General features: G+C 59.0%; 16 protein-coding genes and 2 pseudogenes. 8 read left to right on the forward strand and 10 right to left on the reverse strand.

What is annotated here, in order from left to right; all coding sequences use genetic code 11:
- Positions 1-355: 355 nt before the first annotated feature.
- Positions 356-832: a Dps family protein gene (locus tag BF12_RS0114945; protein WP_024952971.1), complete on the forward strand. Its 477-nt coding sequence runs from the start codon at positions 356-358 to the stop codon at positions 830-832.
- 238 nt (positions 833-1070) lie between these two features.
- On the forward strand, positions 1071-2183 hold the full coding sequence (locus BF12_RS0114950) for an App1 family protein phosphatidate phosphatase (protein WP_024952972.1): 1113 nt from the start codon (positions 1071-1073) through the stop codon (positions 2181-2183).
- Positions 2184-2283: 100 nt separating this feature from the next.
- On the opposite strand, the gene BF12_RS22985 is transcribed toward BF12_RS0114950, so the two are convergent.
- The 6 genes from BF12_RS22985 to BF12_RS0114975 all read right to left on the reverse strand — a co-directional run bounded on the left by BF12_RS22985 (position 2284) and on the right by BF12_RS0114975 (position 7170).
- The gene (locus BF12_RS22985) at positions 2284-2523 is read right to left on the reverse strand and encodes a DoxX family protein (RefSeq protein WP_248623732.1); all 240 of its coding nucleotides are present in this window, start codon (positions 2521-2523) and stop codon (positions 2284-2286) included.
- Positions 2463-2765 (reverse strand): hypothetical protein, encoded by a 303-nt coding sequence (locus BF12_RS22990; RefSeq protein WP_248623733.1) that lies wholly within the window; start codon positions 2763-2765, stop codon positions 2463-2465. Before BF12_RS22990 ends, BF12_RS22985 begins: the two co-directional genes overlap by 61 nt.
- Before the next feature lie 133 nt (positions 2766-2898).
- Positions 2899-3699: an HvfC/BufC N-terminal domain-containing protein gene (locus BF12_RS0114960; protein WP_024952973.1), complete on the reverse strand. Its 801-nt coding sequence runs from the start codon at positions 3697-3699 to the stop codon at positions 2899-2901.
- Entirely contained in the window at positions 3696-4622 is a 927-nt protein-coding gene (gene bufB, locus BF12_RS0114965) for an MNIO family bufferin maturase (protein ID WP_024952974.1), read from the reverse strand. The genes BF12_RS0114960 and bufB overlap by 4 nt, the downstream gene beginning before the upstream one ends.
- Positions 4623-4716: 94 nt before the next feature.
- Positions 4717-5016, reverse strand: a complete 300-nt coding sequence (locus tag BF12_RS0114970) for a BufA1 family periplasmic bufferin-type metallophore (RefSeq protein WP_024952975.1) — start codon at positions 5014-5016, stop codon at positions 4717-4719.
- Between the two features lie 423 nt (positions 5017-5439).
- Positions 5440-7170 (reverse strand): DNA recombination protein RmuC, encoded by a 1731-nt coding sequence (locus BF12_RS0114975; protein ID WP_024952976.1) that lies wholly within the window; start codon positions 7168-7170, stop codon positions 5440-5442.
- Positions 7171-7356: 186 nt separating this feature from the next.
- Between BF12_RS0114975 and BF12_RS0114980 the strand changes: the two genes are divergently transcribed.
- A complete protein-coding gene (locus BF12_RS0114980) occupies positions 7357-7920 on the forward strand; it encodes a type 1 glutamine amidotransferase domain-containing protein (protein WP_024952977.1) in 564 nt (187 codons plus the stop codon).
- 329 nt (positions 7921-8249) lie between these two features.
- Complete coding sequence (locus BF12_RS0114985) at positions 8250-8597, forward strand: hypothetical protein (protein WP_024952978.1); 348 nt, start codon at positions 8250-8252, stop codon at positions 8595-8597.
- Between the two features lie 173 nt (positions 8598-8770).
- Here BF12_RS0114985 and BF12_RS0114990 read toward each other — a convergent pair whose 3' ends face one another.
- The 4 genes and pseudogenes from BF12_RS0114990 to BF12_RS20430 all read right to left on the reverse strand — a co-directional run.
- Positions 8771-10234 carry an aminoacyl-histidine dipeptidase gene (locus BF12_RS0114990; RefSeq protein WP_024952979.1) on the reverse strand — a complete coding sequence of 488 codons (1464 nt, stop codon included), beginning with the start codon at positions 10232-10234 and terminating at the stop codon, positions 8771-8773.
- A 356-nt stretch (positions 10235-10590) separates the two neighbouring features.
- A complete protein-coding gene (locus tag BF12_RS22250; RefSeq protein WP_051511053.1) occupies positions 10591-11118 on the reverse strand; it encodes a tRNA(Met) cytidine acetyltransferase TmcA in 528 nt (175 codons plus the stop codon).
- Positions 11119-11148: 30 nt separating this feature from the next.
- Positions 11149-11250: pseudogene (locus BF12_RS23590) on the reverse strand (GNAT family N-acetyltransferase); the annotation flags it as partial.
- 530 nt (positions 11251-11780) lie between these two features.
- Positions 11781-12980, reverse strand: a pseudogene (locus BF12_RS20430) (tRNA(Met) cytidine acetyltransferase TmcA domain-containing protein); the annotation flags it as partial.
- A gap of 191 nt (positions 12981-13171) precedes the next feature.
- On the opposite strand from BF12_RS20430, the gene BF12_RS0115005 reads away from it, so the two are divergent.
- The 4 genes from BF12_RS0115005 to BF12_RS20435 all read left to right on the forward strand — a co-directional run.
- Complete coding sequence (locus tag BF12_RS0115005) at positions 13172-13732, forward strand: iron transporter (protein ID WP_035160284.1); 561 nt, start codon at positions 13172-13174, stop codon at positions 13730-13732.
- Positions 13733-13855: 123 nt separating this feature from the next.
- The gene (locus BF12_RS0115010; protein WP_051511057.1) at positions 13856-14218 is read left to right on the forward strand and encodes a cupredoxin domain-containing protein; all 363 of its coding nucleotides are present in this window, start codon (positions 13856-13858) and stop codon (positions 14216-14218) included.
- A 174-nt stretch (positions 14219-14392) separates the two neighbouring features.
- Positions 14393-15253, forward strand: coding sequence for an FTR1 family iron permease (locus BF12_RS0115015; RefSeq protein ID WP_024952982.1), 861 nt, complete (start codon positions 14393-14395; stop codon positions 15251-15253).
- Positions 15254-15324: 71 nt separating this feature from the next.
- Positions 15325-16065, forward strand: a 741-nt coding sequence (locus BF12_RS20435; RefSeq protein WP_156941191.1) for a 4Fe-4S binding protein, incomplete at its 3' end; no start/stop codon positions are given.

The following is a 16065-nucleotide window of genomic DNA, read 5'->3' on the forward strand; positions in this document are numbered from 1 at the left end:
ACCCATGTGTTCGGCAGCACTGTGAGAAACGGTACTCTGATACAAGTATCGTGATCGACAGCCGATGCTTTGGCTGTCGCAAAGACCCCGCCTCGTGCGGGGTCTTTGCGTTTGCAGGCCTGCCATCATCACGGCGATATGGTTCACCTACCTTGAAAAGGCCAACCACATGCCGCATCTAAGTAGGAAGCGCCGTGATAGCAATCAATAATGAGGGCAATGCAGCAAATTCGTTACCCTCCTTGCAACGGCACGCTCTACACTGGTCTCATCGACGCATCGTGGGCTCATCCCCTGCGTCGCCGGCCTACCTCACAGCGCCGGTTAATTTCATATTCCATAGGGAGAGTCATTCATGTCCACCGATACCAATGCCATTGGCCTGCACACGTCCACCGCCACTCAGCTGGCCGAACACCTCAACATCCTGCTCGCCAATTACCAGACCTTCTACATGAACGCGCGTGGCTATCACTGGAACGTGAAGGGTAATCAATTCTTCGAGCTGCACGTGAAGTTTGAAGAAACCTACACCGACCTGCTGACCAAGGTTGACGAGGTTGCCGAGCGCATCCTGACCCTGGGCCACGAGCCGATGCACGCCTACAGTGATTACGCACGCGTGGCGACCATCAAGGAAGACACCCATGTCAGCGACGGCACCACCTGCGTCAAGGGTCTTCTGGCAGGCTACAAGTCACTGATCGAGCTGCAGCGTGAGATTCTCTCCGTGGCGTCTGATGCCGACGATGAAGGTACTGCCTCGCTAGTGGGCGACTACATCCGTGAGCAGGAAAAAACTGTCTGGATGCTGTCTGCCTACCTCGGCTGATATTGTTTGGCCAGGATCGCCTCGGCTGTGCAGCGCTGATATTCGACTCTGACATTCAGTCAGGATATCTGACGCGACATAGCTAAGCTCCACCGCCAAGCATCGTCTGAGCAAGCGCCGCCTTCTTCCCCCGTATTCTCGCGGATGGTAGAAGGCGGCGTTGTAGTTATGACGCAGAAAGTAGAGGGATGACCTGTATCCAGAGCGGATCATCTGGTCGATATTCAAGGAGGAATGCATGTCATTGCCACTGACACGTCTGTTACGCAAGCTGCTGCATGTGGCTGCCAAACCCATCCGTCACTCACAAGGAAAAGACGGCTGCGTCATTCATGCCTACCGTGGCTATGGCTCTCGCAGTGAAGCTTTTCTGATGGGCCGTATCTTCCAGCAGCCCGGTTCACGCAGCCAACTCGCACCGGGCGCTGGCCGTGACCTGATGGATGTTGCGCGTCGCATGTTGCGCTGGGGAAAGGGCGGCGTGGAGGTAGACGTCAGTCTCGGTGATAACTGCACGACCGTGACCACTGATCGTGATGGCTACTTCAGCGTACACCTTCCTCTCACCTCCCCCCTCGTGCATGAAGGCCAGTGGCAGACGGCCCAATTGATCGCGCGCCCGCCGAAACAGGCTGCGGTGGAGGGCGAGGCACAAATCTACCTGCCTCCTGCCAGCACCAGACTGGGCGTGATCAGCGATATCGATGACACCGTGATGCATACCGGTGTCGCCAACAAGCTGAAGATGCTTTATCGCCTCTTTATCGAATCTGCCGAACGACGCATGGCTTTCCCCGGTGTCGCAGCGCTTTATCAGGCACTGCATGAAGGGCCTGATGGCCAACAGCAACGCCCCCTACTCTACGTCTCCCGCGGACCGTGGAGCATCTACGAAATGCTCGAGATCTTCTTTCAGCACAACCGAATTCCGGTAGGACCCATTCTCTTCCTGCGCGAGTGGGGACTGACGCTGCAGCGTCCATTGCCCAAACGCTCTGAAGACCACAAGCAGGCACTGATCGAGAAGATGCTCGATCTCTACGATGAGATGCAGTTTCTGCTTATCGGTGACAGCGGTCAGCATGACCCTGAAGTCTATGCCGATGTCGTACGCCGCTACCCGGGGCGTATCTGTGCCATCTATATCCGCCAGATCGGCGATTCCGACTCGCGCAAGGCCGAGCTAGCCACATTGAGCGAAGAGCTGTCAGTGCTCGGCTGCGACATGCTGCTCAGCACTGACAGTCTCGACATGGCGCGTCATGCATACGCCAATGACTACATCGATGCCGCAAGTGTCGAGATGGTACGCGCCGAGATTGAGCATCAGTACTCAGACGTTGCTGCTTGAGCGATACCCGCCTAGAGAGGCATGAGACTTATCCACCAGACAGCAAAACGGAGACCCATGGGTCTCCGTTTTGCTGTCTGGCGAATGACTGCTCGGCAAATCAGCCCTGACGTGCACGGATCAGATGATCCAGCGATAGGCGCCCCGGCCCCTGCAATACAAGTACCAGCAAGCTGGACATCCACAGGCCATGAGTGACCCAGGCGTCTGGATAGACGAATAGCTGGATGGTCAGTGTCATGACGGCGAGTCCCAGCGCGGCAAAGCGCGACCCCAAGCCTAACCACAACATGAGCGGGAAGAAGTGCTCAGCGAACGTTGCCAGATACGCGGCCAACACCGGCGAGACCAGCGGTAACGCGTACTCATGCTCAAACAGGAAGAAGGTGCTTTCCTTGAGGGCGAAGCGTCGACCTTGGTTTGTGCCGACATGAAGAACACGGCGCCAATGACGATGCGCATCAGAATCAGCACGGCATCCATGCGCAGATTTTCCAGCCAGACAAAGACACTCAATAGCTTGCCGGCGATACCGGAGCGAGAAGAGGATATTGATGACGCGGATGATGATTCAAGGCTCATGAGTGAGGCCTCCTCGAGAATGCGCTGATGCGCGGGGCGTTACCGGGAGTCACCCGCATAACAGGGCATGAGTCGTAATCGAAGACACAGTACGGCTTACGCAGGTGTGCTCTGATCATTAGTGCTCTGATCGTCAGTGTTCTGAATCCAGGGCGATAAACACGCCACTGCTCAACAGTGGGGCTAACAGCAAACCGAGATCTTCCTCGGGATAATGCTCCGCCAGCGTCGCAGCAGCGTCGCCCAGGGCCTCACCCGCAATAAGCTCCTCGAGCAACCGCGCACCTGCCACCGACAGCGGTAGTACTTGAACGTCGAAAGCCGGCCGCGTCACCAGAAGCGTCTGTGGCTGATTGATGTCCAGCCCTACGAGCGTGGCCTGCGGCTGTTGATGACGCTGCCATATGTCCAACACGCAATACTCGAGATGCAGCAAGCGGGCTGCCGGGTGCGAGGCAAAGCGCAACGCCATGACCTCTTCCGGCGCCAGTTGAGAGAGCTGCGTCGGTACCAATGCCCGGGCATCAGCAGCGTGATACGCCTCTCGTCGTGCGACCTCGAGCTGCGCTAGATCCACTGCATAGAAGGGCAGACGATCACGAGTCGCCCGGCCACTCTCGGCAAGTGTTGTCAGCGTCACCTGCAAGGTGTCGGCGAGCCCGTGACCGTAATCCATCATCAGTGGTGAATCCGGCAAATGCTGGCGCGCATGGTCATGTGCCAAGGCAGCGAAAAATCGCTCACCCAGTACCTGACGCGTCACGGGATAAGCCTCTTCCAGCGCGGCGATGAGACTGGCCCAAACATTATTGCGGTATACATCGAGTCGTTGCTGATGGCCTGACTCGATACCAGGCAAATGAGTATCCGGCTCGGCCAGCGCCGCAACGAAGGCTTGCTGCCAATGAGACAGATCCTGCGCCGAAGATGTCATCGAGCACTCTCCGCCTTGAGGTGAGAGGCTGTATGAACACGGCTTTCCTGCATCAGCGCCTCAGCGCGTGATGCCTGCCCCAACAACACTTCAAGGGCAGGCACCTGAGTATCCCATTCGATCAATGTCGGCCGCGAACCGATACGATTGATGAAGTCGGCATAGAGTGCCCAGACATCATCACTGACAGGAGCGCCGTGATTGTCGATCAACAGGCTCTCCCGCTCGTCCGCGATATGGCCTGCCAGATGGATCTCACCGACGGCTGACGCGGGAATCGCCTCCAGCCAAGCAGCAGGATCAATGCCAATGTTATGTGCAGAGACGAAGACATTGTTGACGTCGACAAGCAGACCGCAACCACTACGCTCGATCAATTCATTGAGAAATAGCGTCTCTGGTATCAGCTCGGCTCCCAATTCATGCGCATCAAAGCGCAGATAGTGAGCCGGATTTTCAATCAATACCTGACGGCCCAGGGTGTCCTGCAGCTGCGCCAGATTATCAGCAACCCGTGCCAGCATCGCCTTGGTCAGCGGTACTGGCAGCAGGTCGTTATAGAAGTGGCCACTATGGCCGGCCCACGCCAGATGCTCAGACACACTGGCGGGAGTATGACGCTCGCAGAGCGTCTTGAGACGGGCAAGATGCGCACGATCCAATGGACGATCTGACGCCAACGACAGGCCGACTCCATGAATGGAGAGTGGGTAGCCCTGAAGTGCATCCAGTCGTGCGTGAGGTGATCCTCCGGCGCCCATGTAGTTCTCGGCATGAATCTCGAGAAATCCCAGTGCCGGACGCGATGACATCAACTCACGCACATGTTGTGCCTTGAGGCTGATGCCAGCGGCCATATCAGGCAGTGCGGGCTGAACTCTACCGGAGGTTGAACGACCGGCTGTCTGCAATTGATCGCGCATGAAGGCCCCTTGAATATGCTGACGTCCGGTGGACGACTATTGAGAGTGTTACCACCGGACGTCGGTCGCGGATCTAGTACCCGAAACGCAGTGCTTAGCCTTCGATCACTTCAAGGCTGCCGTGGCCATTCGGTGTCTCGATGGAAGCGCAGGTACCTTCCGGAACGAGCTTCCAAGCGTTGCCCTGATAATCGGAAGTGGAAGTACCAGCACAGGAAGTACCCGGGCCAGCGGCACAGTCATTTTCACCTGCCAGTGAAACGCCGTAGCACTTTTCCATGCCGGCAGCATGTGCAGGGATAGAGACGACGGCAGTAGACAAGGCAACGGCAGTACCGAGGGCGGACATCAGGGCGAAGGCAGTCTTGGCAGATTTATTGGACTTGGTAGACATGGGTACATCTCCTGAGAAAAAGCTCTTTAATGAGCCAAACGTTGTTTATCTATCATTTTCGCCCCTTCACTGCGGGCTCAATCCAACTTACGCGGAGGCCATGGATACGGATGCAGACAGAAACCAACTTTTTGCAGCAATACCTGGATATTCTGCCAACGCCACGCATCCCCTCCTTTCCAGCCCTATAACGATAACGTGTCCTTACGTTGGTCATCTTGACGCTGACAGAGACATGGCGAGGCAGGGAAATGACGACGATAGCTGGTCTGTACAGACGGCTGGGCGCCGAAAAGGCGCCGTGGAGGAGGTGTACTGCTGAAAAGTAATGGCTGCGATAAATAGCGGAAATGAGGAGCTGAAGCAGAGAATGAAGCGGAGATTGAAATAACAGCAATGGCAGCAAAAAAGAAGGAAGAGATGTCAGGAAGGATCGCCCTGCCACTTGCGCTCCAGATTTTCCCAGCGCGATAACGGCGGTGCTACTCGCGGCTTATCGTCTTTCGCTGCCGTCTCATGATCAGTGTCAGCGCCCTGCTGATGAGATAGCTCCTCTTGAATCTGACCATCTTGAAATAGCCCTTCCTGAGGCGGACTTTCCTGAGGCGGACTTTCCTGCGGCTGACTTTCGCGTGATTGGCGCACCAGTGTCTCCGGCAACGGCTTTTTCATGCGCGCACCCAGCGCCTGCAATTCTTCAGCCCGGCTGATCAGATTACCGCGCCCACTGGCCAATCGCTTCATGGCTGTCTCATGAGCCTCGCGGGTACGTCCGAGCTGACTCCCCAGCTCTTCCAGTGACTCGGCCAACCCGCGGAACTTGTCGAGCAGCGCTCCTGCCCGCTCGCCAATCACTCGCGCATTGTCATTCTGGCGCTCAAGGCTCCACAGGCTGGCCACGGTACGCAGACTTGCCAGCAGCGTAGTCGGCGTCACCATCACGACACCCTGCGTGAAGGCATCCTGAAACAGGCTGTCATCGTGCTCAAAGGCCAGTGCAAAGGCCGGCTCCATCGGCAAGAACAGGAACACGAAGTCCGGTGAGGCCAACCCATCGATAGCCGGATAGTTACGTCGCGCCAGACCTGTGACGTGCCCACGAACCGAGGTCAGATGCGCGCGCAGCGCACGGCTGCGATTGATCTCATCATCGGCATTCACGTAGTCGGTATAGGCCTTGAGCGAGACCTTGGCGTCGATGATCAGATGCTTGTTATCGGGCAAATAGACGATGGCATCCGGCCGCTGGCGACCACCCTCGCCATTGAAGGACACCTCGCGCTTGAACTCGATGCCATCACGCAGTCCGGAGCGCTCCAGTACTGTCTCGAGAATCATCTCGCCCCAGTTGCCCTGCATCTTGCTGTCGCCCTTGAGTGCGCGCGACAGATTGGCGGCTTCTTCGGTGATCTGACGATTCAGACCCGCCAGTTGATCGAGCTGACTCTTGAGGCTGGTGCGCTCACGCACTTCCTCGCCATGCAATTGTTCAAGACGCTGACGAAAATCACCGACCTGCTCCCGAAACGGCTTGAGTAGCTGTTCGAGTTGAGCGCCACTGGACGCCGTAAAGCGCTGCTGGCGCTCCTCGAAGATCTTGCCCGCCAATTGCTCGAATTCCTGACTCAGCCGCGTGCGGGCATCGTTGAGCAGTGTCAGTTGCTCGGTGTGGTGACCCGCCTCCTGCCGCTGTCGGGTCACGAGTGCCGCGTGGGTTTCACGTAGCTCAGTGTAGCGCTCGCTCAGTGACTCCAGACGCTCTTCGCGCTCTAACAGCTGTGCCTCCAGCACCTCTTGCTGACGCGTCAGGCCACGCGCCAGTGTCTGCTGCTCACTCAGGGCACGCGATTGCTGATCCAATCGTATCTGGAGAGCCTCACGCTGCTCCACCAGTTCATAGCGTGCCTGACGCGCCTCTTGCAGTGCCTCACCGAGATGACGTTGCTGCTGTTCGGCCAGCGCTTCACGCTGGGCTGCCTGGTGATGTGCCTCGCGCGTCTGCTCGAGTGCATCCTGTGCCTCGTCCACACGCGCTTCAAGTGCATGAACATTCTCACGCGCACGCCGCCAACCCAGCCCGATCATCAATGCAAGCATCAACAGAATGCCAATCAACAGCCATAGCAACGCAGAAGGTTCAGAAAGCAACGACATCGGGCACTCCAGAGCCAATGAAAGAACACGAGGGCTCACCCCCCCTTGAAAGTCAGTATCGCGCATCCATGTCTTGAGTGTCAGGGCGCAACTCGGGTGAGCCCCCGACCTCACATGGTGCGGGACTGCTCACTGCCAGCTCGTCCCTCTCGCTCGCAAGACCCGCATGAATGGAAGGAGATACGTATGGCTCAGCAACTGCAAGGCAAGCGCGTCGCTATTCTCGCCACCCATGGCTTCGAAGAATCAGAATTGGCAGTCCCCCGCGCTGCACTCCAGCAGGCAGGCGTGGAGGTTCACATCGTCTCTCCACAGAAAGACGGCATCCGTGCCTGGGCAGAGACCGACTGGGGCGACACTTACCAAGTCGACAAACTGCTCAGTGAAGCCAGCGAGCACGACTATCATGGCCTGGTGCTGCCAGGCGGTTTGTTCAATCCTGACACCCTGCGCCAGGATGGGACTGCACTGAACTTCGTGCGCGCCTTCTTCCAGGCTCATAAACCGGTCGCGGCCATTTGCCACGCACCGTGGGTACTGATCAATGCTGGTGTCGTTGAAGGCCGCCGCATGACCTCTTACCCTTCCGTCGCCGAAGACCTCAAGAATGCCGGCGCCCAATGGGAAGATAGTGCCGTCGTCTGCGACAGTGCATTGATTACCAGCCGTACTCCAGAAGATCTGGATGCCTTCAATGCCAAGCTGATCGAAGAACTGGCCGAAGGCAAGCATCAGCACCAGCACGCTTGATCCACCCAGATAAACGCTGATGAAGCATCTGACGCGCCCTTGCCGCTCTGGCAAGGCGCGTTGTCGTTCAGTGATTCATTACGCTCCGCACTTTCGCGCACTTCATTAATGCCACTAGGGACCCGATGGCATCAAACCTTCAAAAAATCATTTTGCAAGCAGTCACTTACGCCACAGACACCGAATGACGCCAATCAACGACACCAGAGCAAGTCCTCAGCAAGTGCATGTCATATTAGGAAACGCCTTTCGTAAAACACCGGACAACCCGATATCCTGATAGCAGGGATCAATAAGGGTGACTATCCGACAACACGGGAGACCGCCCCATGCACACCACTATATTGGCGCCACTGCTGCTGGGTCTGGGACTTATGCTGGCCGTCGCCGCACCCGCCGCCGCTGACGACCGCCAGCGCCACGGCAATCATGCACGTGGCAACGACCATAGCGTACGACACAGCACTCCCAGCAGCCGCCACGAGGCCATCAAACGCCGCCATCTGAGAATGTTTGACAAGCCACGCGTGGTGGAGCGCCGCTACTCTGAACGCCGCGACTATGAGCACGATCGCTATCAACCGCGTCCTCGCTATTACGAATCACGCCATGCTACGCGCCGCATCGTTACGAGTACCGTGGTTATCAACAACGACGCCATCAGAGCGGCGTGGTGATCGGGATACCGGCGATTCGCATCAATATCAATTGAGGCGACCGAGCTACGCAAGTACATATATTGATGGCAGAGACGACAACGCCCCGCTGGGTTAACTGGCGGGGCGTTGCTGTTTTGCGTGACATCTTCTGTGCTGCACGTCGTCAAATGCTGTCACTCAAGCGTCGTTACTCAAACGCTGGCGGGCGCTGCCAACTCAGTAATCAAGCCCTTGAGTACCTGCCAGAATTCACCAACAGACTCGACTTCGACCCGTTCGCTGGGCGAGTGTGCGCCACGAATCAGTGGCCCGAAGGAAATCATCTCAAGCGCCGGATACTTGGCACCCAGAATGCCGCACTCAAGCCCGGCATGGATGACCTTTATCTCTGGTGCACGACCGGTGACGGTCTCATGCAACGAGCAGAAGCGCGCCAACAGCGCCGCCTCAGGCACCGGCTTCCAGCCAGGGTACGCATTCTCGGCTACCGTGGTGGCACCAATCAGTGCGAACAGACCACGAATGCGCTGCTCCATCATGATCACCGCATCATCACGTAGCGAGCGAACCAGCGCACAGAGATGGAAGCGGCCTTCACGCAACTGCACCACGCCAAGGTTATTGGAGGTCTCGACCACCCCTTCCACCGCTGCGCTCATACGCTCCACGCCATAAGGGGCAGCATCCAGCACGGCAATCAGTTGTCGACTGTCAGTGACTGACAAGGCACTTTCGGCGTTGCTGCGACCCAGCGTCAGCGTCACGTCAGGATCGGTATCGCGTAGCTCGTCACGAATCTGTGCTTCGAAGGCGGCCAGGCGCTGACGCGCGATGGAAACGTGCTCATCGAACAGTACCAGGCTCGCCTGCGCTTCCCGTGGCAGTGCATTGCGCAGCGTACCCCCCGACCAGCTGACCAGACGCGGCGAGAACTCGGCCAGCTCTACCAGCGCCCGCGACATCAGGCGATTGGCATTGCCACGCCCACGATGAATATCAAGCCCTGAGTGACCGCCAATCAAGCCTCCGATGGTCAGCTCCAGCGCGGCCTCGTCCTCACGCAGCGAGGAGGTCGCGAATGCAGCGGAGACATTGATATCCGCGCCACCCGCACAGCCGATATAGACCTGTCCGCGGTCTTCTGAATCCAGGTTGAGCAGATAACGCCCTTCAAGCCAGCCTTCAGCCAGGTTCAGCGCGCCGCCCATCGAGGTTTCTTCCTCGAGGGTGAACAGTGCTTCAAGCGGACCATGGACCAGCTCATCATCCTCAAGCACGGCCAACGCCGCGGCCACGCCAAGTCCATTGTCAGCGCCAAGCGTAGTACCGCGTGCCTTCAACCAACCGTCTTCCAGATAGGTATCCAGCGAATCACGTGTGAAGTCATGTGCCGACCCACTGGCCGCTTGAGCCACCATGTCCAGATGGCCTTGCAATACGATGCCGGGCGCCTGCTCGTGGCCGACAGTGGCCGGCTTGCGCAAACGCAGGTTGCCAAAGTTATCGCGATCATGACTCAGCCCCCGCGATTCGGCCCAGGCGATGAGATGGGCGACAAGTGCCGCCTCGTGCCCGGAAGGACGCGGGATATTGCAGAGAGTGCGAAAATGACGCCAGAGAATGGCGGGTTCCAGCGTATCAATATGTTCATTCATGGCGAAGATTCCTGTTCTTGTCGCCTTTGAGCATACGGAACACCGGATGGGCATGGCTAGTCATTGGCAACAGCTGTCGATCAGCGAGTGCGAATATGCAAGGATGGCAATATCGATCCCTCGCCACGGGAGGCGACGCTGCTGCTTCATGCGCTCGCCCCTACGCGACCCTTGCGCTTTGGAGCCTTTATGCCACGCCGTCTGTTATTGCTATCCGTGATCTCCACCATTGCTGGCCTATTGATGCTAAGTGGCTGCTCGCCCATTCCTGACCTGCCCGGCCCGATCGGCATCCCGGGTCTGTAAGTCCAGCGGCTCTGGCTAGCCTTTCGGCAGCGAGCCCTCCACTAGCTGACCTACTGCACTAGCTGACCTACTGCTGCGCGACACCAGCGATCGCGCGCCTTTCGACCATCCAGTCCATGGGTGGCCGCCCAGCGCATGAAGGTCGGTGCATCCTGCCCATCCAACGCCAGTGTCAGCCCCTCTCGCACTTCATCGCTCAGGCGGGAGGCACTTGCCGTATCACTGAGCGCTGCCACCAGCCATGGCCGCAGCAATGCCAGTCCGCCACCGCCACGTCGATACCAGTCGAGTCGGTGGCGCGTCTGTTGTTCGTCATATCCAAGTGATGCCTCATCGCCAAGCAATGCCCCGTAATGCTGACTCAGCGACTGGCGGAGAATGTCGGGCAGGATGGATAGCTCGTGTGCCAACAGCGAAGGCAGCAGGTACTGAAAATCAGCCTGCATGGCCTCAAGCAGCGGCATCGCATCAGGCGCGAGCGCCTTGCCCATCATCACGGCATGTTCACCGCTGGCGGCATCTCGCTTAAGCCCTAGTCGCAGCGGTGCGAACCCCTGCGCCTGCCAGAACGCCAGCAACCCGACCTCCGCACCAAAGCTGGTGCCAAGCCGGGCGATGCCCTGCAACAAAGCGTGCTGCTCCACCGCTTGCAGCAGCCGCGTGCCCTGACCACACCGCCACAGCGCCGGATGTACGGCAATGCGTAGCACGCGCCACCAGCGCGCTTCAGCGGCCGCCTGATGCCCGGCATGTGCCGCCAGCGACTGCGCCAACAGGTGCCCGCGCGGCGACGCTGACCGCTCCAGATTTCTGCTGCGAGCGGTGCTGGAAAACCGCCTTCCTCGACCACCGCCACCACACCCAGCCAACGTTCGCCTTGCGATTCCTCTCCAGCCTCGTCGAGGGACTCACACGCTGTCACGTCTTTGGCCACCGACGTGCAATGGCGAATGCCCATCAGCGTGAGGCCAGGGGTATCGAGCAGCTGGCGCAGGTCTGACGGCGTGGTGCGGTAGTGTGCCTGCACCAACAGGCCAAACAGCTGTGTCAGCGCCGCCTCGTCCTGCGCCAGCCGTTCGCGGTCCAGCACGACCACCTGTGTTTCCGCCAGCCACGCGCGAAACTGATCGGCCGCATTCCCCGTCGCCGCAAGTACCTCAACCTCACACGGCTCAGCGGTCAGTAGCAGCACGTCACTCGTCAATTGTTCCAGCGGATCATGCGCGGCCCAGCGAACGGGCGCCGTCATCTCGCGTGCCTGCCAGCCGGGGCACTGTCGGTCGAGATGCGCACGAAATCGCAACTGGAAGCCACGTCCCGTCCCTTCATAGCCATGCACGGTGGTGGCAAAGGCAATACGCGGAAAGTGCGCCAGATAGTCCTTCAGCAACGGGGTGGGAATCGCCGCCGCTTCATCGACATAAAGCCGCGGTAGCGCAGCGGACGTTTCTGCGGGCAGGCCTTCAAGCGCATCGCCTAGCGCATCAGGCGCGATGAACCTCAGCACTGCCGCAGTCTGCTCGCCTTGTGCGGGCATCCGGAAGACATTGCCCTCGCGGCACCCATCCGGCACCAGCGCGGCCAGTCGCGCAAAGATGGCCACCACCGCCGCAGGACGCGGCGCCGTCAGCCACACATCTTCACCGCCTCTCAGACAGCGGGCAGCGGCGATACCCAGAGCGGCACTCTTGCCGCGTCCACGGTCAGCACTGATCACCAGCGGCCGATGCGGTGCCAGTGCCGCTAGCGCTGCAACGACTGCACACTGATCATCCGTCAGGCAGTCAGGATCGTGGGAGCTGTCGCCACTACTCACGACCGGCCCAGCGTCAGACGGTGATGGAGAATCAACGGCGGTAGCAGTAAACGCCAGCGGCAACGTCACCGTTTCAGGCCACTGCATGATCTGTTGATCACGCTGAAGGCAGCGCGCCAAGCGTGTCAGGTAACGCGCTGCAAGCTGCTCACGCGCGACCGGCCAATGCGCCAGCCGGGCATAATCGGCGTCGGGCACCGCCACGGGGTCAGCCTGCGCCCACTCGGCTGGCGTCAGTAGCACCAGCAAGCCCCCCGCTTTCAGAGTGCCGGACACCGCCCCGAACGCATCAGGATCAAAGCCGCTATCACCGCTTGCCGCATCAAAGATGACCAACGACTGCTCTCCTCCGAGCTGTGTCGCGGCCTTGGCCATCGCCAGATGACGTACTGAAGCGCCATCCACAGCTACACTGCCTCCCAACCACAGTGGCGCGCCTGCGGCGTCTGGCCAGGCAGCACACAACGCCAGGGCGCGTGCCTGCACAAGCGTCCTTGGCCCGCTGATCCACAGGCAGCCACGATGCCGGCAGGCCAGCAGGCGTGTCTGTAGCCGTTGGCTGCCGCGCTGCAGGGCGGGAAGGTCTAGCGCTGTCTCAAGAGAAGTCGTCATGACGCGCAGCATGCCGCATGACGGCGCATCAGGCCAGATCGCTCAGCATCAGCGAAAAACCCGCATTAATTGAGCACTAGCGCATATTGGAAAACGCCCGGTTGCAAGATAGGCAACGCACGCGGCGCGTCAATGAGAATGGTTATATTTATGCTTATCAGGATAATGAGACAACATTTCCCCAATCATGCGAGCTCCTACTGATGCCACAACGTCACATTGTCACCACCACACTGTCTCGTGCGCTCAAGCCTGCCTTGCTCGCCATGAGCCTGGTAGCACCGTTTGTGGCAGGTCAGGCATTGGCACTGGAATACCCCATCGGTACGCCGGCCAAGGAAGGGGGCATGGAAATTGCTGCCGTCTACCTGCAGCCAGTCGTCATGGCACCCGCGGGCAAGCTGCCGGCCAATAAAGCCGATGTTCATCTGGAAGCCGATATCCATGCGCTGATGGAGAATGACAACGGCTTCGCACCGGGCGACTGGATTCCCTATCTCGGTATCCACTACACCCTGACCAAGAATGGCAGCGAGACGCCGATCGAGGGTGACCTGGTACCGATGATCGCCAACGATGGCACGCACTACGGCAAGAACGTCAAGCTGGACGGACCAGGAAAATACCACCTGACCTTCGTCATCCAGCATCCGGATATGCCGCGTCATATCGACAAGGAAACAGGCGTCGCCGAATGGCCGGACACCATCACGACCGACTATGATTTCGTCTATGCAGGCATTGGCAAGAAAGGCGGCTACTAAACCGTAGCGCGTCTGCTATTGTCCACGCTCAATGGCTGCCCTCGTGGCGGCCATTGGTCGCTTTGCCGCCCCGCTTTTCTGATGGACGGCACCTGCTCCTCACTCCCTGACATGGAGCTCACCATGCGTCTGTCCCGTCGCCTGTACGCCCTGTTATCTCCTGTTCTGCTGCTTGTGTTGTCCGCTGTCCTGCTTCCTAACACGGCACTCGCCACCGACATGCCCTCCTACGACCTGACCCTGAAGAATGGCACTCTCACTCCCAAGGTGCTGAAAGTGAAGGCCGGTGAGAAATTCATCATCCAGCTGCACAACGCGGGCAATACTCCTGCCGAATTCGAGAGTAATTCCCTACGCAAGGAGAAAGTGCTGGCTCCGGGCGTGAAGTCATTCGTGGTCATTCACCCGCTACGTGCTGGCAGCTACGACTACTTCGATGATTTCCATCTACCGGATGCGCGTGGTCAGGTAGTGGCTGCCGAGTGATGTGCCCTTCTGTTTCAAGTACATCAGTTTCAAGTACATCAGTCTCAAGTGCTTCTGTCTCAAGTGCTGTCTTGGTCAGCACTGATGTCATGTGTACTGATCTTATGAGTACGGATGTCATGAGCACTGCCCTCACGTCATTCTTTCTTGCCTGCTGTTGCCGAGAGTCCCGCCATGTTTGATCAGGTTCTGTTTATCGTCTGGCGCGAAAGCGTCGAAGCCATTCTTGTCGTCGGCATCATGCATGCCTGGCTGGTGCAGTCCGGCACCCGCGCCGGCTTGCGCTATCTATGGGGCGGTGTCGTCGCGGGTCTCGTGCTGGCAGGCCTGATGGGTGCTGCCCTGATGGGGGCCAATACCTGGCTGACGGGTACCTCACAGGAAGTCTTCCAGGCAGCATTGGTACTGATCGCCTGTCTGTTGATCACTCAGATGGTGCTGTGGATGCGCACCAAGGGACGCACGCTCAAAGCAGAACTCGAAAGCGGAATGGCCAATGCCGTGTCTTCCGGCAGCTACTGGGGCGTGGCGATTCTGGTCGCCATTGCCGTGGCGCGTGAAGGTGCCGAAACCGTCGTCTTCCTCTATGGCATGGGCGCCGCCAGCCTGCAATCCGGTGGCATTGGCAGCTTCTCCCTCGCCGCCGGCATCGGCTTCGCGTTGGCCGTCGCCACTTTCATGGCGCTGCAGCTGGGTTCGCGCCTGTTCTCCTGGAAGCTGTTCTTCCGCGTCACCGAGATACTGTTGCTGCTGTTGGCTGCCTCGCTGCTGATGTCGGGTCTTGAGCAGTTGATTGGCCTCGGCTATCTGCCAGCAGGCATGGACCCGCTATGGGATTCCAGCTGGCTGCTGGATGACGGCAGTGGCCTGGGTGGCCTGCTGGCAACCTTCGCCGGCTACCGCGCCTGGCCTGCCGCGACCATGGTGGGTGGCTACGTCCTCTACTGGGTGGTGGTGATCAGCATGATGAAGAATCAGCGCAAGAATGAACGCAGTGACCAGCGCAGCCAGCTGGCCGCGCGGGCGCGTAGCTAATTCGCTAGGCAGCCAATTCCGAGGAGAAAGCGTCCATGGCCAACTGTGGCATTCAATCAGCGGATGACTCCATGACATCACGCCCGAATCGCATTGCGCGCTTCGGGCAGGCGATGCAGCAGCGTCGTGGGCTAATCCAGTTGATTCAGTGGGTGGTGGTCGGTCTCTACGCCTTCCTGCTGGTAGTGCCCGCCCTGCTACCACTGCCGGACTATCAGGCGCATATCCTGACCAGCCTGACGGTGTTCGCCGAATTCGTTTTCTGGGGGCTGTGGTGGCCCTTCGTGCTGATTAGCATGGTGCTGATGGGCCGTGTCTGGTGCGGCGTCTTCTGTCCGGAAGGCACGCTGACCGAGGCCGCCAGCCGCATTGGTCTCGGCCGGCCGATTCCTGACTGGATGCGTTGGGGCGGCTGGCCCTTCGTGGCCTTTCTCGGCACTACGCTCTACGGCCAGCTGGCCAGTGTCTATCAGTATCCGCTCGGCGCACTGGTGGTACTGGGGGGCTCAACCGTGGCGGCGATCATCGTTGGCCTGATCTACGGCAAGGGCACGCGCGTCTGGTGTCGTCAGCTGTGCCCGGTCAATGGCGTGTTCAATCTGTTGGCACGCCTGTCACCAACCCACTTCCGTACTGATCAAGCGCAGTGGGCCGCACACAATCAAGCCGTGAGAAACGGTGATGCAGTACGCATGTCGGCACCGGACTGCGCGCCGCTGATTCCGCTCAAGCAGCTCGACAGTGCCGGTGACTGTCATGCCTGCGGACGTGCAGCGGCTACAAGGACGCCATGCAACTGGAATGGCGCGCGC

The organism is Cobetia crustatorum (genome assembly GCF_000591415.1).
Classification (GTDB): Bacteria; Pseudomonadota; Gammaproteobacteria; order Pseudomonadales; family Halomonadaceae; genus Cobetia; species Cobetia crustatorum.